We start from the raw sequence: 17,422 nt of genomic DNA, 5'->3' as shown, positions 1-17,422 counted from the left end.
ACTTAGTACGCATCTAGCCCCGTTGTAGTAAACGCTTACAATAAGCTTCGTTGTCATTCGTTCTTCAAATATAAGTTCACTTCGTGCGTGTATCCCCTCCTCTTTGCTCAGGCAGCTGGATGGTAGATGATTCCAGTTTCACTCATATCCAACACGATACTACCACCTAAGTGTCACTCTGAACATTTAAAAAACAGATTTTATCATACACTAAACCGTTCAATTTCTTCGCCTATAGTTATAAAAACCTACGATTTGGGAAGAAGTTAGGACAGAAGAATCAGTGAGGGGACACCCGCTTTTGAGATCACGACAACAGTTTTGCTATTCCTTCATCCTCAACCATTCGCTTCTGAGCAATCCATAGGAATAAGCATCATGCCAGATTGGCTCTCCATTACTATCGTATTTAAAATAACCCGTCTGCAAAAAATGTCCTTCTCGACGAAGCTTCAATCGTTCGAGCAGTTTCCATGAGCGTGTATTTTCGGGATCACAGTTCGCAATCACACGTCTCATTTTCAGATTATCAAAGCCATAGTTTAACAATAGATTACAAGCCTCTGTAGCATACCCGCTTCCTTGAAAATCAGGGTTAAAAACATATCCAAATTCCCAAACGTCAAAAACCTTTGGTTCGCTCGCTTGAAAATATAAGTTGCCGATCATTTTTGTCGTAGATTTAAGACAGACTGCCCAAAAAGCACGGTCCGATGACCGTCTGAGGGCCTCAGTGCGAGATTCATCTGCATTAAATACGGAATAGGGCTCATATTTCACAACACTTTCTTGCGACAAATATTCATGAAGGTCTTTCCAATCCTCTGCTGAGAACCTTCTAATCCATAAACGTTCCGTTTCCATAATTTCCATTAGAACAACACTTCCCCAATATTAATAGTAAAAATATACCATACACCCCATAATACCCCTATTCCTTTTTTGTTTCATATGAGCAAAATCATTTCACAAACAGCAAAGAGGCCTCCTTGGGTTCCCAAGGAGACCGATGAATGTTTCTCTATATCTTGACTCCGCTTAAACTGCCACCTGACGCAAATAATCGTTCGATATGCTTCTGAACGGTTGGGTCTGGGATCAGTGGCGGGGCTTGATGGGGTTTTATCCGAGCATCAATAATCACGTTATCACAGGACCAATGTTTATACTCAGTAGAACTGTTCACTCCATAGATATCATGAGATGGATTACTGCGGGTGAATGTCGCCCATAGGAAATTGTCGATCTTTTCACTCAAAAACTCGCTATCATCACACAAAATAATCATTGGGCAAGAAGGAAGTGACCCTTGCTCCTGAATAGCTTCACTAAGCTTGTTCATTTCCAGTGTTGCTTCAGCATAGCTTGTGAATTTAGCGCCTTGAAGGGCAACAAGACCAGGCATCACCATTCGTGCATGCTCAAATCCCTGTAATTCTTTCAGCAGGCCTGGTACCTCTGTACATAGCTCTCTTTTCTTATCCCCTACTGCTGCAAAGATCACTTTACTTCCGCTGTTTAATCCTGTGCCGGAATAATCAAGTGTATCAATCGTGGTATTGGTATAGAAATGAATATCTCTATGAAGATTAATCCGCTCTAAGATATACGTCAAGAAACCCTCGATATTATGTGTGCTGATAGGCTGATTTTGTTCTGCTGTAATAAACAAAAACTTAGCTAAACTAAGCTGACCCGTCCCTAAAATCCGGTTAGCAATGGTCAGAATTTCCGCTGGCTGCTTTACTTGCTGATAAGGCGTATAACGTTCACTGCCAATGGCGAACAGCAGGGGATGAACACCCGCAGCATCGACTGCATGAACTTCTTTGACGCCCGGAATTTCTTGGCGGATAGCCCCACCTGTCAGCTCGTGAATTAACTCACCAAACGCGGTATCCTCCTGTGGCGGCCGGCCGACAACCGTAAATGGAAAGATTGCATTTTTTCTGGCGTACACTTTATGTACTCTCATTACTGGGAAAGGGTGAACCAAGCTATAATAGCCTAAATGGTCGCCAAAGGGCCCCTCCGGCTTCGTCTCACCAGGGTGAATTTCACCTGTTATCACAAAGTCCGCATCATTGCTGATACAGTAACCATCCACATAGCTATAGCTGAAATGGCGTCCTGATAATAAACCTGCAACGATCATCTCACTCATTCCCTCAGGCAAAGGCATAACCGCCGATAAGGAGTGAGCGGGTGGCCCACCGATAAAACAACTCACTTTAAGCGGTTGTCCTTGGCGGTTCGCTTTTTCCTGATGTACGCCAATGCCGCGATGAATTTGATAATGAATGCCCACTTCTTTATTTAATTCATACTCATTTCCAGTCAGCTGCACACGGTACATTCCCAGATTGGAATTCATAATGCCCGGCTTGTCCGGATCTTCTGAATACACCTGCGGCAAGGTTACAAAAGCACCACCATCTCCCGGCCAATGTGTGATTAGCGGAAGATCAGAGATATTAATTTCCTGGAAACCGCTTGGCAGACCTCCTGGCTTTTTAATCGGCAATGCTTTTCTCGCGGATAATCCGGTTCCAACATATTTAAATGGATTTTTGAGTGCTTTTACGGGATCGTTGCGAAGGGCAATTACGTTATGTGTGGAGTCCCAAGTACGCCGAAAGATAAACTTACTGCGCTCTAACGTTCCAAAAAGGTTAGATACGGCCCGAAACTTCGAGCCTTTTACATTTTCAAATAATAATGCGGGTCCACCAGCCTCATAAACCTTTAGGTGAATCGCCGCCATCTCTAGATAAGGGTCCACTTCTTCACGAATACGAACTAAATGTCCGTGTTTCTCTAAATCATTAACACACTCTTCTAAATTGCTATATTTCATTTCATTACTCCGATCTCTAGAAGGTTATTACAAGATTACTTGGATGCTTTAATTATACCCTGTAAGATATTAAAATAAAGCGCACGCGTACCCTATGTACTAGAACCTGACGTCTTTATCTTGTATTCTCTGGTTTCGGTTCACTCCGCAATATATTTTTAGCAGGAATACCTACTGCCGAAGCGTTATCCGGCACATCCTTTACCACTACAGACATGGCCCCGATATTAACATCGTTACCAATGACAACCGGTCCAAGAATCTTGGAGCCTACTCCAATAAAAGCTCTGTCTCCAATCACTGGCTCTCCTAAGTTATTTCTCCCGCCAATCGTCACTTGATGAAAAATAGTAGCATGGCTTCCAAGCACCGCTTTAGGACTAATGATAATCCCATTTAAACCATGCGGTAAATGAAGCGCGTCACCAATTTGAGCTTGAGCGTGAAGCTCGCCATTCGCAAGAATACGGACAAAAAGCACATCCATTATCCGATACAAAAGCCACAAAGGTTTTCGCACGATGCCATTCTTCACTCGATAATACACCCAATTTCCATAACGATAAGTAAACAAGGCCATAATCGTTTGGGGATTTTTCAGATTTGCTTTCCAGTCCGTTTTGAATGATTTCATCATTTTATCGTTCTCCTTTTTAGGGGCTAGGGGGTATGCACTGTATTCTGGAGTAATGAAGGCAGCTGTGGATAAAACATCTGGGAGGATCGCGGGCTGGAGGGTCAGTCGGTGATTATACTTTCACCAGTGTAAGATAGATTCTGAGATTCATCAAGCAAGTGGACAGTTCTCTCTATATAATCATCAACCGATTTAGAGGCTTGTTAAACAACAACACGCGCCGAACAAAAAGATCGGCGCGTGTTGAACAGCATATTCTCTATTAAATTAGATCCAGAACAATCACATTCACGGAATTGGCAGCTAGCTTCACAACTGCCGTGTCTTTATCAATTACGATTTCCGTTTCGACCGGTGTAACCTTCTCATCATTTTTTCTGTTCACATTAGGTGTATGAACCAGTGAAGCGTCTCCGGTTAAAGTAATCCGTTTACCCGTAGCAGCTACTTTTAAGCCTTTTAGATCAAGCTTCGTTGCTTTTTCTACACCATCCGCATTTACAAGCTTCACATAAATATGCTTATCATCTTTAGTTACGGAATTATATACCTCTCTGTTATAAGCCTCAAGCTTATAATCCAGTACTTTGCTTGTTACCTTGCCATCTGTATAAGAGCAAATCAAATGTTTGCCATCTGCTCCACCATAATTAACGGTGATGGTATATTCCGTATGATCCTCAAGCTCTTCATAGCAACTGGCTCTAAGGTTACCAGCAGCGGTACTAGAGGAATAATCGCCGAGAGTATAAGCCTCAATCCCTTGCTTGTACACCTTGACTCCTGTGGCATCGCCATTGTAGCCAATCGCATATTCGATAACATCTTTATTTTCCGGTGAGATTTCTGTCAGACCTGCGCCTACATAGAAGCCATCTTCGCCAGAAGCTTTTTCAGCTACAACCTCTACTTTATAATTAGTCCACGCGTCATTAAGGATATACAATCCATTCAATCCGCCATTCTGCGCTTTCAACACCAGACCTTTGGAAGGATCAATCGTATATCCGGCAGAGCCAGGAATCACTTTCCAAGCTTCATCCAGCGGCTGCGTGAAATCTTGATCCAACCATACACTGCCATCTACATTCGAAGTCACTTTCACCCGTTTCACGATCACAGCTGATTTCCCGGCAGCCACTTCAATTCCTCCATGAGGAATGAGTTCTACCTTCTCCCCGTTGCGATAAGTCGAAAATGAGGTGCCAACCACTTTGGTTCCCAGGTATTTAGCATACAGCTGCTGAACATAATAGTTCGGTGTGTACCATACGGTTTCATCATCGAACCAGATACAATCCGGTGTCCATCTATAGGTGCCATCTGTCAAAACCTTGTTGAACAATGGTGCCGTTGCCGCCAATCTAATCACATCAGAGTTATTCTCGAAGCTGGACATAATCGCCGCCTCAGCAACAGCTCCTGCCAATGTGTTTTTATCTGTGGAAGCATATTCACCCACAAAAACCTTTGAAGTTTCTGCCTCATCCAAGCTGCCGTCTTCCTTATACGCTCTGTAATAGTAGTTGTAACGATCAGCATTCTCTAACAAATACTCATTGGAACGGTAGTAATGCTCATCCGCAATAGTATCCATGTAGTTCTTTTGTTTTTCGTACCAGGTAACAGTCTCTTCGATGCTCGATGTGCCATCCGTAAAGCTGATTTTTTCCGAGCCCTGTAAATTTCCGCTTAGGAATTTCCAACCTTGCTGGTAAGCATCATCATCTGCCTGTGCACCTACAGTAGAGAGAATAGTCAATTCATGATCAGGATAGTTCTTCGCCATATACTCATCAATCACTGTTTTAAAATATTCGAAGTTAGCAAAAAACTCTGTACCCCAGTTTTCATTCCCCACACCCAAATAACGCAGGTCAAACGCTGCTTCATGGCCCATCTTTTTACGCAATGCAGCCCACTCATTATTGTCAAAATCCATGTTAATCGCAAAATCAATCAGATCCGTAAAGTTCTTCACATAATAATCTCTTAACGCACCGCCAGCTGGATTCGCATAATCCGAACGAGCTTGACAGAGTACGCCGCAGGCCATAACCGGAAGTGGTGTTGCGTTCAAATCCTCGGCTAATTGGAAATACTCCATATATCCAAGACCCATGGTCATCATGTAGCCCCATACGTTATAGTTTTCTTTGCGCAATTCGATATCGTTGACGGACTCTTTCCAATCGTACACGTTCTCCCAAATGTGAGAACCTTCAGAAATACAACCCCCAGGGAAACGCAGGAAGGTAGGATGAAGATCAACGAGTGCATTCACTAAGTCTTTTCGCAATCTATAGTTTGAATTTCCTTTATAGTTAGCATGAGCTGTAGCAGAACGTTCCTCTTCACCAGAGCCCCAAACGTCATCAGGAATTAAGGAAACCATATCAATGGAGATCTCACCGTTAAAGGTTAAAGCCAACTGACCAAGTACAGTTTCTGACCCTGTTAATACATGCTTTGAATCGACACCATACTTCTTCCAGCTGCCGTCACCGTTTACTTCAACAACTGCAGTATCGCTGATGGCTTTACCGTCTTTGTCGAGCAATTGCAAGGTAATTGTGCCCGCTGCTTCTGCCTTCGCCCAAATCGTGAAGTTGTACTTGGCATCTTCCTGAATAAACATCGAGCAGTGCTGATTGGAATCGGCGAAACCTCTATTATTAATAGTCGCGCCATCCGCTACCGTCACATAATGCGCATTCATATCTTTATCATCGATGCCGAAGAAATCGTTTAATCCGCCTGTATTATGGACAGTCATTTGGTCTGTATCCCCAGACCATGCGTGAAGAGGTGTATAATTTCTTCCGGTGGAAGCACCATGTACACCACATACATGCGAATAGCTGTCAAAAGCAAAAGATTCGAAGGAGCGATTCTGCACTAGCTCTGCATAGATCCCACCATCTGCTGCATTGTTAATGTCCTCATAGAATAAACCATATAGAATTTGGCTAACATCCAAAATCTCCTGATTGCCGTCAATTGTTAAGGTGTAAGGTGGCAAATCTTCCGGAAGCACAGACACAGTGAAGCTCTTTTCTACTATACTAGCTCCCTTTTTCAAATGTGCTGTAAGTGTTACGCCTTGAGCAGATTGAACTCCTTTATTCACAACGCCTTCATTAGAAATGACTTTGGTATCACTGGAAACCCAAGATACTTCAACTTTCCCGCCCATCAGCGAAGCTGGCAATTCGATATCTTTGGTAATAATCGAGCTTGGGAAGGTTAAGTATTTATCTTTTGCAAGCTTAACGATATCTTCATCCGTCAAAGATTCGCACATGATTTCAATCACTTCATCTTGAGTTAAGCCTGCTTTATATACACGGAAGTCCGAAATATAGCCGCCAAAATCAACATCTGCCGCGTACTGGGATTTCCCGATTGTATTATTGCTATAATTCAGTTGATCTTCAAAAGTAGCAAACCATGTGCGCAGTTTAGCATATGTGCCACTAGAGGTTTGGCTGATCATGCCATCCGCAACTACTTCACCATTTACATACATCACAGGACCTGCACTGCTTAGTGTTCCACCTTTTGTACCAGTAACTGCAAAGGAAACGTGTACCCATTCATCAGTCGCAAAGGATTTCCCTGGATCTGCAATTAAGTCTTCCCCTGCAAAACAAGTTCCCCGCAAATTGCGAGTTACAAAAAGATAAGGTCCTGTTTCACCTTTACCAAAATCAAAAATTCTTTCCCATAAGCTTGAAGCTTTGCTTACATACATCCAGGTCGAAATCGTAATTCCTGTATGGTCACTGACCTCTTTAAGCAGATCGTTAGGTAATGAAATATAGGATGTGCCATGTTCTCCCCCAGCAAGCGAAACAGCTTGTCTACCTGCTACGGATTTAATAACCGGCAGCTTCGTACCTGAAGCGGTTCCATCATTGCCGTTCCCCGAGAAATCTTGACCTACATCCTCTGGATTATCAAACTTATAATGCGCAATTAGACTACCATTAATAAATTTGTTACCGTTGTCATTTTTCATAGAAGATCACCTGTTATCTTTATAGTAGAAATCTTAAAAACCTAACCATATTAGTTCATTGCCGTTTATACGAAACATAATAACATATTTTATAGTCAATTAATATATTAACCAATTAATATTTATGTGAAATAAAAGAAAACATTTTTTATAATCAAATATTACCAAATCAATCATTTGTTTCATGGTAAAATATCTGATAGTTAATAAAGGAGTGGTAAAAGTTGAGCGAGGTTGTGGAAAAAAGGCCAATTCCAGTGATTTATTTACGATTGATTGTAAAGATATTTTTTTGCGGGAATATAGCGTGGAGGATTTAGAAGAGTTTTATGCGCTTACTCTACAGCCTGAAATTATTGAATTCTTGCCAGATTGGAATGTTCCTAAAGAACAACGGTTGGACTGGTTAATAAACTATGAAATAAAAGAGAACCAGCAGTTTCTTCAAGCGATCTCAGCGGGCGGAGATATCGGAGAGCTTCGTCTTCGTTTAGGCATAATTTTAAAAGAGTCCGGTGAGTTTATTGGTTGGTGTTGTACAGGAATTAAGGATGAATTGCCCGTTCCTAACAGAGAGATTATGTATGCCATATCCAAAGATCATCGCGGTAAAGGCTACACTACTCAAGCTGCCAAGGGATTAATTAAGTATTTGTTTGATAATAGCTCTACCGATGTATTAAGTGCCATTGCTCTGAAGCACAATATCCCGTCTAATAGAGTCATTCAAAAATGTGGTTTCGAGCTTCTTGACGAGATTACGATTGAACATGAAGACTATAATTATTACCGGCTATCCCAGCAACAGTAGTATGAACCGGTAGGATGTAAATAGCGCCTTACACTAAAAAACCTCTGTATGGGAAATGGAGATTCGGTCCATTTACCAAAACAGAGGTTTTATTGTGAATTCATGATTGTTGCTTCATGCGAAGCATTTGATCCAAAAGCTCTTTCACATCTTTTTCTGGAAAAGCTGCAAGCAGGGTCTCTTGAAAGGTATCTTGTGCACGAAGGAGCTTGTCTTCGCCAATGGCAGTCAAGGCAGTATAGATACTTCTGCGATCAGCATCACACGCTTTTCTTTCTAAAGCGCCACAGCCTTTGGCCTCAAACCGACTAACCAGTCGGGAAACTGCACTCTGGCTTAAACCCACCATAGCTTCGAGTTTCTGCAATTTCAGTTTCTTCTCCGGCGCTTCAGACAAAAATAACAGCAAATAAAATTCTTTTAAGGATAAGCCATGTTTGGCTTGTAGATTAGCTTCCAATTCATTCGTCACATTCATTTGTATATGCGTTAACGTCAACCAACTCGTTATAAGGTCATTGTTAAGAATGTCGCCCATTTTATTATTCATCTCCCGGGTGTATGGCTTTTCATGATCTTTTCCTTCTATATAATAGTACTATAATCCACAACCATACATAAAGTATAGGTTCGATACTTATACTTTATTTTATTTTAAAAACGAGGAGAGACCGTTTCTCCAAGAAGCCGGCCCCTCCACACTTTACAATTATTTTGTTTAGACTTCACACTATTTAAATTAGTCTTTACCCATTAATTCTTGGAAACCCAAAAGAATATTGTCTGGGAATACCGGCATCTTTCTGAAGCTCAACCCCTGCTTCCAGCGTCCAGTATGGATTTCTCAACATGCCCCGGCCCACGGCAACAAGATCAGCTTCCTCATTCCCAATCACGGCATTAGCAAGTACAGGCTCATCCAATCTGCCAACCGCAATAACTGGAACATTCAAGCCATACTTGATTTCTCTAGCCAAAGGAACCTGATAAGCTGCATGCGTCCCTGGTTTCCCGGCCGCTGCGATAGGACCTTCACCACCTGCACTGATATGGAAAATATCTGCGCCCGCTTCTTTGTAAGCTTTACTAAATTCCAAGCTTTCTTTGATACCGTACCCGCCCTCAACATATTCTTGGGCGGAGATACGCATAATCAATGGCATTCCTTCCGGCATTTCACTTTTTGCTGCGCGAATGACTTCTGTACCAAACAGTGTTAAATCCTTGCCGTATTCATCTGTTCTTTGATTGGTTAGAGGGGAATGGAACTGATGAATAAGATAACCATGCGCTCCATGAAGCTCGACAACATCAAATCCCGCTTGTATCGCCCGCTTCACGCCCAACCGGAATTTCTCAACCATAGCTTTCACTTCTTCAGTTGTTAATGCACGTGGTGTTTTGGAGTCAGCGTCAAAAGGAACGTTAGATGAGGATACAGGAACTGCTGCATCTTCTGCTTTACGTCCGGCGTGTGCAATTTGAATACCTACTTTAGCGCCATAAGAATGACAAGCTTCAACGATTCTGGCCAGTGCAGGAATTTGCTCATCAGACCAAATGCCAAGATCAAAATCAGTAATCCGTCCATCAGGCTCCACGTCCGTCATTTCAATAATAATTAATCCGGTTCCGCCAACGGCGCGACTTACGTAATGATTATAATGCCAATCCGTAGCAATTCCGTCTTTGTTAGACACTGAATATTGACACATCGGAGGCATAACCACGCGGTTCTTCAGCTTCAAATCCTTCAATTCATACGGGGTGAACAAGTCCTTCATGATATCTCTCCTCTTTATAAAAAACTAAGTATAGTATGATCAATGCTACCAGTGAACATGAGTTTCTAAGTTCATCTTATATATTGTATAAATGCATGCTCATGCATGTATATTATTATAGAACAGCGATGGTGTCAACCGTGAATAATCTTCTGCTTAATGGAAAATCCATGTATTGTTGAAACTTCTACCTTGAGGTAATATATGGATATCTATTTTTCTTTGAAAGGATGACCTCACTCGTGGACAAAAAGCTCTTACAATCGCATAGTATTTTCCCTACCTTGAATATTGAGCAAACTGCTGCCTTCTACAGCCAGTACTTAGGTTTTAAAGCTGTGCCCTATTTAGATACACAAGAACCACATCTTTGTTTGTATCGCGACGATACAGAGATTATCCTTACGCAATCCCATGGACAAAAGGTCATTCCCAATCGAGAGTTGTACGGTTATGGATACGATGCCTATTTTATTACGAAACAGCAAGAAGAGTTGGAGAAGGAGTTCGAAGCCGGCGGTGTTCATATTGTTCGTTCTTTATCAAACACCGATTATAATAACAAAGAATTTGTGATCGAAGATGTAGATGGTCGCTGGATTGCTTTTGGAATCAAAAAATAAAAAAACGGCTCTCAGCCGTTTTTTCTTGTGTTTAAAAAAGTCCCCATAACTTCTTACAACTATTTTTACGGGAAGGATCCAAGACATCCGTAACCCCAATCTTATTTAACTTATGTAGTAACTCTTCCTCGCTATGCTTGATTTTATAATCTAACTCCTCCCCATAGAGCGGAATTAACGTATAAAAGTGCACCACTTTCTCATGGCTCATTTCTAAATTAAAAAAGCCAGCTTTATCTTTTACATCTGGAACCCAAACGAGCATCCCTTGAAATCCTGTATCTTCACTATAAGGCTGCGCGGGATTACCGTTCACAAGCGTATGCCCCATATAAAGCCATGTATTATATTCATGCGGAAACCTAGCCATTGTTTTCAGGGCTCGAATCGGCCAATAATTCCGTTCATCCTTAAAAGCCTCATCCGACAGCTTCCAGGTAGGAGGGAGACAAATCATTAGTTCAGCATATTGATATTCTTCTGCACCTTCTGGCACCGTCATCGGTAATTCGCTCATTCCAGAAGTAATTAAAGTATAGAAGTTCCGCTCAGGCGTCGGATCAAGAATTAGAATATCTATCGACAGAACACCTGAAATAATTTCTTTAAAAACATTATCAATAACACCTATGTATTTTTCAATATGATTACATATTTTCTCATTAGACTGAGCAGAATGCATTCATAATTCCCTCCCTTATATATGTTTATCGGTATAAACAAAGGAGAGTTTATTGCTAATTTACAGAATTTCTTCTCCACTACCATGGATCTCACAAAAATCTTTATGATCTCCACTAATTAATGCCACATAACCTTGCCCCTGATCTAAAAGATGCTCCAAAAGGAACTTACTTATAAGCTCATTTAAGCAAGTATGAATTTCACAGGTTCTTTGTTTTAAAGTCTCTCCTTCCTCATAAAGGGGCAGATCGCTAAATGACATATGTGTAGCATTTCGTATTTTCAGAAAAGATTTATATCCCTTCCAATTCTGAAAAAGCGCCTCTTGTCCTTTGATGAAATCATTTGCCAGTTCCTCCTGTAATATATTACTTAAGGATTCTAAGGTGGAGGCCTTTTGCCTTAATACAAGAAGCGGCACAGTATTGTTCTTCTCTTCACTCTCAATATATAAGTGCATGCTTGCATCTAATAAAATAGCAGCTTTAATTCTATCGTCTTCCATAGTTAAATCTAATGCAGCAGCACCGCCGATGGAATGGCCGATAATCCCAATCTTATTCATATCAAATAAGCCCATCACCTCTTGTTCCATAGAATTAAGCGTGGACAGGTGATCCAGAACGTATTGGATATCTTTTTTTCGAATGGAAATTAAGTTATGTAAATCGGTATAATCCGCAGCTTTTATTTGCCTCATGGCTTCGGATTGATTAATAAATTCTCCACTAGGGCAAACAGTAAACATAGCTTCGTACGCAGCACTGACCGTTACCACTATGAAACCTTGCTTGGCCAGCGCTTCTATATTATAAATATACATATCTCTATCTAAACCTAATGCAGGTGAGTAGATGATGACTGGATAGGAGCGTTTAGATTTGCTTTGAAAGGTCCGATCGCTGATTGAGGTAGATAATGTATTTATGATTTCCATGTTCATACCAATATCTTGTAGAAGCTCTCTCGCCTGTTGTTCACAGGGCCGGAAAAGCTCCATATATTTCATTTCAGATGCGTTTTTAATTAATACACCCTCTGTATCCGGATAATAAATACTTATAACTATTTTCCTTCCCTCTGACTCTTCTTGGAACATTTCCGTGCGTGTGTAATCCTGCAATAATTCAACTTTTCGAAAAACTCCCATTGCCCCACCCCATTTTTCCTAATATTCTATATTTTAATTGATTTTCCCATTTACTGAAATGCAATCTCCTTAATGTCCATAATAATGTCGATTACAATGAATGGAATGAAGCTGTATGAACGGTTATAATACCTAAGTGCATAAGAAATCTCTAAAAACTTCAGGGATGTGGAAAATTTAATGGTGAATAATTCAGCATATACACTTTATTTACGTGAGGATTGGAAAAAACTAAGCGATTTCACCGCTATCCAATTATCAGAAGAAGAACTTATGGAAGTCCAAAGTATTAATGAAAAGATCTCCAGCGAGGATGTTAACGAGGTCTACCTTCCTCTGTCCAATTTGCTAAATCTGCAACTTCTATCTGCTCATAAATTTAATGAATCTATAAATCACTTTCTGAACAATGATCTAAAAAAAGGTCCATTTATTATAGGTATCGCGGGAAGTGTCGCTGTTGGGAAAAGCACTACGGCCAGACTCCTACAAAAACTCCTCTCACAATTACCTTCCCATCCAAAAGTGGATTTAGTTACGACTGATGGGTTTCTACATCCCAACGCAGAGCTGGAAAAGCGCGGTATAATGACGAAAAAGGGCTTTCCTGAAAGCTACGACACGCGTACTTTAATTTCTTTTTTAACGAATGTGAAGTCTGGGGTGCCGCGGGTCCAAAGCCCTGTATACTCTCACTTAACTTATGATATTGTGCCAGATGAATATATTACGATTGAGAATCCGGATATTCTAATTGTTGAGGGCTTAAATGTTCTTCAGACTGCGATTACAAATAATCATAATATGCCTAACTATTTTGTATCTGATTTCTTTGATTTTTCTATTTATGTGGATGCTGATGTAAACGATATCGAGACATGGTACATTGATCGGTTTATTAAACTCAGAGATACTGCCTTCCAAGATGAACAATCTTATTTCAAAAAATATGCACAGCTGTCTCTAGAGGAATCTATTGAAATCTCAAAGCGGATCTGGAAAGAAATAAACTACGTTAATTTGCAGCAAAATATTCTGCCCACCCGAAATCGTGCAGATCTTATAATGCATAAGGACAACAATCATCACGTAGATCAAATTAAGCTGCGAAAATAAAGATTGAGGTCCTTAGCCGACCAAGTTGCTGAGATTCAGCACTTGGTTTTTTGGTGTTCACATCAAATTGGGTGAATATTCTGGGTTTAATGTCTCTGTCCTCTGATCAAGGCGAACGTATACTGTGGTACATTCGTACACAAACGTGAAGAGAGGATAAATCAAATGATCGATATCGCCTTGGCTTTTCAAGATAAGGATGGGAAATATGCTGAACATGCCGGAGTCGTTCTAGCGTCAATTTTTCATCATACGAGTTCCCCAATTCATATTCATATTTTACATGATGTTTCTTTAAGTGAAACTAATAAGCGCAGGCTTAGCGCATTAACCACAAAACATAACCATTCCATTAGCTTTTATTCAATCACTATGCCCGATGATCTAACTCAGGTGTTAGCCAATGTTAACTCCATTAATGTATGGACGCAGGCATGTATGTATCGATTGCTTCTTCCTGCACTAATACCCGTGGACAAAATCATCTATCTGGACTGCGATGTATTAGTGAATATGGACATAGCTGAATTATGGCAGGTTGAACTGGATGACAAGTATTTGGCCGCAATTTGGGACCAGGGAATTAGAGAGGTTGCTCATATTGTGAGCGCTAAAGGATTAAATCCTGATCTTTATTTTAATTCCGGAGTGATTTTATTTTCTTTGCATAATATCCGCCAGAATACCAACTGGTACGAAGAAATGCTAAACTTCCTACGTACCTTTCCTGATGTCACCATGCCAGATCAGGATGTTCTGAATGCGGTTTTTGGTGGGAATTACCTCCCCCTCGATATCCGTTTTAATTCGTTCAACACAAACATTCCGGACCATGATTTCACTAACAAAATCATCCATTTTGCGGGAGATGATAAATGCTGGAATAAAGATTCCGCGGGTTCATCCCTATATCAGCAATTTCTAAAGCTAACCCCTTGGAGAATCACCAGAGCCAAAATCAGACGAAGAAAACGGAAAAGCAGCCCTTTAAAACCACACCTCACCCGAAAAAGACACAAGCAGAAAATAAAAATTGTTCAGTTGAACTTAACCCCTATTCTTTTATCCGATTTAAAACAAATTAGACCGATCAGACCGATTAGAAAAAGCCCCATTTGATATGGGGCGGCATTTCTTTAGTTCACTTTCGTAAAAAACCATTTCTGAGCATCACTCCCGTTATCCGTCCACTGCTGGACAGCTGCGCCATCGGCTGTTGATGCTCCGGATACATCCATGGCTAATCCGCTCACTTTTGAAATAAGCTTATAATAGCCCCCTCCAACATCAATAATGCTCCATCGCTGAGCGTTGGTACCATTGTCATCCCACTGCTGCAGCTGTACACCGCTCGCGGTCGATGAGTTCGGCACATCCAACACTTTTCCACTATGCACTGCCGTAAGCTTGTAATAACCGTCGCCTGTACTCTCCACTTTAAATTTCTGATTATTGGCAGTGTAATTGGTCCATTGCTGCATTTTCGCCCCGCTTGCTGTGGATACATCCACTACGTCCAGAACCTTACCACTAGCCTTGTCAGCTAAAGTGTAAATTCCACCACTAACAATGCTTGAGGTAGGCGCAGCCTGATACACACGTACGTAATCAACCAGCATTTGAGCTGGGAAAGCAGTTGAAGCATTTGGACTTCCCGGCCAATTTCCACCCACGGCAAGGTTTAGCAGGATGAAGAAAGGTTTCTGGAACTCCTCCGTATTTCCGGTTCCGTTCTCAATATAAAAAGCATTAAACGGGTTGCCGTCTACAAACCATCTTATATAATTCGCATCCCATTCCACGCTGTACACATGGTACTGTGAGAAATCAAGGTTACCAGATACCTGACCGTACTCGGCATGCCCATTGGCATCCCAATGTACCGTCCCGTTAACAAAAGCATTATTGTTCACACGCTCCATAATGTCCGTTTCCCCAGATTTCGGCCAACCCACTGAATCAATATTCGCCCCAAGCATCCAAAATGCTGGCCAGAGTCCCTGTCCTGAAGGTAATTTGATTCTAGCTTCGATTTTTCCGTAGGTGAAGCTTTTGAGTCCCTGTGTTTTGATCCGTGCAGAGGTATAATTCATCCCCCCATACGACTCCTTTTGTGCAGTAATCACTAAATTCCCACCCGTTACCTGCAGGTTCTGCTGACGACTGGTATAATACTGAAGCTCATTGTTTCCCCAACCCCCGCTACCCGTACCTATTTCCGCCGACCAATTATTAGTGTTCAGAGAATTCCCATCAAATTCATCACTCCATGCCAGATTCCAGCTTGATGCCGCGCTTGAACTCCCTGTAGGTACCCAAGCAATTAAGAGGGTGAACAGCAGAAATAGACTTAACATTTTTCCTTTTCGTAACATCGTCTTTTCCTCCTACTGATTTCATTGCGCGGCGCGCTCGCACATTTGAAACCGGTTTCGAATAATGGATAAAACAAAACGTTATCCCATAAACAGCTATAACAGCCAGAGTCAGGTTAACGCCTCGCTTCATTTGATGTGTACGTCTTTTCTAAACGCAATATGCCAACATTTCGATTAAAGGGACCATTTTCCATAGTTCTGCATGCTTAATGTCCAGGTTTTCTCTGCGTATTTTACCGTCGCCATACTCTCTGAGAGCGTCCATGCGATACCAACATACTGGTCCTTTTGATCGTCAAGGAATGATTTCCAATGTTGTCCCCCGTCTATCGTTATATATAACAATGTATGTTCATTTTCAGCGGGCCGAGTAATTAAGATTCCTTGATCCTTCGTAAGAATGAGGGGAGGATAAGCATAGATTTGCGAGTTTACTAACTCATCCGGCACTGTGACTGTCTGTTCACTCCAGGTAACTCCACCATCCATTGTTTTATATAAACCAACTTTTCCCTGCCAAGGCGCATTCGTTGTAATCCAGCCTTCTTTTTCGTTAACAAAAGTAAGTCCCGATTTCACCCCGCTAGGAAGAGTACTTCCTACTTGTAAGCTATCCCCTATCTCCTTCCAAGACTCTCCCCCATCACTAGTTGTATAAAGCTCCATATCTTCGCGTGACATTCCTTGAAAATGATAGACTGCTTTCCAACCTATATTTTTGTTGAGGAACACAGTATCTTCTCTGCGGTTATCTGAAGAATCAGTATCAGAATTCAAATTTGTATTTGGATTAGGATTAGGAGAAGGAGAAGGAGAAGGAGAAGTTTCCTGATTAGATGTTGGATGAGGGATTGGAGTGGAATTAGAACAACCAGATGCTATCACTGCAGCAATTAGTAGAATTGAAACTAGATATTTCATCGTGTACCACGCCTTCGTATATTTTTCTAAAAAAGTATAGTGGTGCTGTACATATAGCTTGGTCCGCAAACGTATTCAGTAAATGAAATTTTATCCTAAAAAATCTGAAAAGTATTTACAGTTTCTTTATATAATCCAGCAACACCAAGGCCTATCGGACCGAGGAGACGTTATTGGTTCATTTTCAAGAGAATTCTTCTGTTAACGGACTGAGATGCAAATATTTGGCTAATCCTCCTACTTTTATAAGCAATAAACAGACAATAAGTGCTATACGGTCCGCGAGTTCGGTAAATGGAGCTAAAAAGCAAAGATAAGCGCTATACAGTCCGAAGATGATGTGAACGAAACCTTCAAGCAGCAGGTTATCAGCTTAAAGCTATCAGCTCAAAGTAGATATGAATGAATTCATCAAGCAAGGATCTACTCTTTGAATGTCA

Annotated in this window: 14 protein-coding genes; 4 read left to right on the top strand and 10 right to left on the bottom strand. The window is 41.2% G+C overall.

The window, feature by feature from the left end; translation table 11 throughout:
• Positions 1–324: 324 nt before the first annotated feature.
• From MKZ09_RS10630 to MKZ09_RS10615, 4 genes are all read right to left on the bottom strand, one after another.
• Entirely contained in the window at positions 325–873 is a 549-nt protein-coding gene (locus MKZ09_RS10630; RefSeq protein WP_172628798.1) for a GNAT family N-acetyltransferase, read from the bottom strand.
• A gap of 148 nt (positions 874–1,021) precedes the next feature.
• Positions 1,022–2,857 (bottom strand): UbiD family decarboxylase, encoded by a 1,836-nt coding sequence (locus MKZ09_RS10625; RefSeq protein WP_076203080.1) that lies wholly within the window; start codon positions 2,855–2,857, stop codon positions 1,022–1,024.
• Between the two features lie 115 nt (positions 2,858–2,972).
• Positions 2,973–3,494: a serine O-acetyltransferase gene (locus tag MKZ09_RS10620; protein WP_036679239.1), complete on the bottom strand. Its 522-nt coding sequence runs from the start codon at positions 3,492–3,494 to the stop codon at positions 2,973–2,975.
• A gap of 262 nt (positions 3,495–3,756) precedes the next feature.
• A complete protein-coding gene (locus MKZ09_RS10615; protein ID WP_076203077.1) occupies positions 3,757–7,515 on the bottom strand; it encodes an alpha-L-arabinofuranosidase C-terminal domain-containing protein in 3,759 nt (1,252 codons plus the stop codon).
• Between the two features lie 184 nt (positions 7,516–7,699).
• Between MKZ09_RS10615 and MKZ09_RS10610 the strand changes: the two genes are divergently transcribed.
• A complete protein-coding gene (locus MKZ09_RS10610; RefSeq protein ID WP_076203074.1) occupies positions 7,700–8,326 on the top strand; it encodes a GNAT family N-acetyltransferase in 627 nt (208 codons plus the stop codon).
• 100 nt (positions 8,327–8,426) lie between these two features.
• Here MKZ09_RS10610 and MKZ09_RS10605 read toward each other — a convergent pair whose 3' ends face one another.
• Complete coding sequence (locus MKZ09_RS10605) at positions 8,427–8,864, bottom strand: MarR family winged helix-turn-helix transcriptional regulator (RefSeq protein ID WP_081388887.1); 438 nt, start codon at positions 8,862–8,864, stop codon at positions 8,427–8,429.
• 208 nt (positions 8,865–9,072) lie between these two features.
• Complete coding sequence (locus MKZ09_RS10600) at positions 9,073–10,110, bottom strand: NADH:flavin oxidoreductase/NADH oxidase (RefSeq protein WP_076133988.1); 1,038 nt, start codon at positions 10,108–10,110, stop codon at positions 9,073–9,075.
• A 242-nt stretch (positions 10,111–10,352) separates the two neighbouring features.
• Between MKZ09_RS10600 and MKZ09_RS10595 the strand changes: the two genes are divergently transcribed.
• Entirely contained in the window at positions 10,353–10,733 is a 381-nt protein-coding gene (locus MKZ09_RS10595; protein WP_076203071.1) for a VOC family protein, read from the top strand.
• A gap of 31 nt (positions 10,734–10,764) precedes the next feature.
• Here MKZ09_RS10595 and MKZ09_RS10590 read toward each other — a convergent pair whose 3' ends face one another.
• Together MKZ09_RS10590 and MKZ09_RS10585 are read right to left on the bottom strand one after the other, a co-directional pair.
• Positions 10,765–11,415: a suppressor of fused domain protein gene (locus MKZ09_RS10590; protein WP_076203068.1), complete on the bottom strand. Its 651-nt coding sequence runs from the start codon at positions 11,413–11,415 to the stop codon at positions 10,765–10,767.
• 60 nt (positions 11,416–11,475) lie between these two features.
• On the bottom strand, positions 11,476–12,567 hold the full coding sequence (locus MKZ09_RS10585; RefSeq protein WP_076133987.1) for an alpha/beta hydrolase: 1,092 nt from the start codon (positions 12,565–12,567) through the stop codon (positions 11,476–11,478).
• A 180-nt stretch (positions 12,568–12,747) separates the two neighbouring features.
• Between MKZ09_RS10585 and coaA the strand changes: the two genes are divergently transcribed.
• Both coaA and MKZ09_RS10575 read left to right on the top strand, forming a co-directional pair.
• Positions 12,748–13,683 carry a type I pantothenate kinase gene (gene coaA, locus MKZ09_RS10580; RefSeq protein ID WP_076133986.1) on the top strand — a complete coding sequence of 312 codons (936 nt, stop codon included), beginning with the start codon at positions 12,748–12,750 and terminating at the stop codon, positions 13,681–13,683.
• Positions 13,684–13,848: 165 nt separating this feature from the next.
• Positions 13,849–14,802, top strand: a complete 954-nt coding sequence (locus tag MKZ09_RS10575; protein WP_076203065.1) for a glycosyltransferase family 8 protein — start codon at positions 13,849–13,851, stop codon at positions 14,800–14,802.
• A 17-nt stretch (positions 14,803–14,819) separates the two neighbouring features.
• On the opposite strand, the gene MKZ09_RS10570 is transcribed toward MKZ09_RS10575, so the two are convergent.
• Positions 14,820–16,058, bottom strand: a complete 1,239-nt coding sequence (locus MKZ09_RS10570) for an RICIN domain-containing protein (RefSeq protein WP_076133984.1) — start codon at positions 16,056–16,058, stop codon at positions 14,820–14,822.
• Between the two features lie 177 nt (positions 16,059–16,235).
• The gene (locus MKZ09_RS10565; protein ID WP_076203062.1) at positions 16,236–16,982 is read right to left on the bottom strand and encodes a WD40/YVTN/BNR-like repeat-containing protein; all 747 of its coding nucleotides are present in this window, start codon (positions 16,980–16,982) and stop codon (positions 16,236–16,238) included.
• Positions 16,983–17,422: the final 440 nt, after the last annotated feature.

This window comes from Paenibacillus sp. FSL R5-0908 (assembly GCF_038006245.1).
Taxonomy (GTDB): Bacteria; Bacillota; Bacilli; order Paenibacillales; family Paenibacillaceae; genus Paenibacillus_AQ; species Paenibacillus_AQ odorifer.
This window is presented reverse-complemented; position numbering and strand designations above follow the sequence as displayed.

Excerpts from the sequence above, each read along its gene's own strand:
- MKZ09_RS10600 (WP_076133988.1), bottom strand. The coding sequence starts at position 10,110 with ATGAAGGACTTGTTCACCCCGTATGAATTGAAGGATTTGAAGCTGAAG.
- MKZ09_RS10575 (WP_076203065.1), top strand. The coding sequence starts at position 13,849 with ATGATCGATATCGCCTTGGCTTTTCAAGATAAGGATGGGAAATATGCT.
- MKZ09_RS10565 (WP_076203062.1), bottom strand. The coding sequence starts at position 16,982 with ATGAAATATCTAGTTTCAATTCTACTAATTGCTGCAGTGATAGCATCT.
- MKZ09_RS10605 (WP_081388887.1), bottom strand. The coding sequence starts at position 8,864 with ATGGGCGACATTCTTAACAATGACCTTATAACGAGTTGGTTGACGTTA.
- MKZ09_RS10585 (WP_076133987.1), bottom strand. The coding sequence starts at position 12,567 with ATGGGAGTTTTTCGAAAAGTTGAATTATTGCAGGATTACACACGCACG.
- MKZ09_RS10590 (WP_076203068.1), bottom strand. The coding sequence starts at position 11,415 with ATGCATTCTGCTCAGTCTAATGAGAAAATATGTAATCATATTGAAAAA.
- MKZ09_RS10625 (WP_076203080.1), bottom strand. The coding sequence starts at position 2,857 with ATGAAATATAGCAATTTAGAAGAGTGTGTTAATGATTTAGAGAAACAC.
- MKZ09_RS10615 (WP_076203077.1), bottom strand. The coding sequence starts at position 7,515 with ATGAAAAATGACAACGGTAACAAATTTATTAATGGTAGTCTAATTGCG.
- coaA (WP_076133986.1), top strand. The coding sequence starts at position 12,748 with ATGGTGAATAATTCAGCATATACACTTTATTTACGTGAGGATTGGAAA.
- MKZ09_RS10570 (WP_076133984.1), bottom strand. The coding sequence starts at position 16,058 with ATGTTACGAAAAGGAAAAATGTTAAGTCTATTTCTGCTGTTCACCCTC.
- MKZ09_RS10620 (WP_036679239.1), bottom strand. The coding sequence starts at position 3,494 with ATGATGAAATCATTCAAAACGGACTGGAAAGCAAATCTGAAAAATCCC.
- MKZ09_RS10630 (WP_172628798.1), bottom strand. The coding sequence starts at position 873 with ATGGAAATTATGGAAACGGAACGTTTATGGATTAGAAGGTTCTCAGCA.
- MKZ09_RS10610 (WP_076203074.1), top strand. The coding sequence starts at position 7,700 with ATGGTAAAATATCTGATAGTTAATAAAGGAGTGGTAAAAGTTGAGCGA.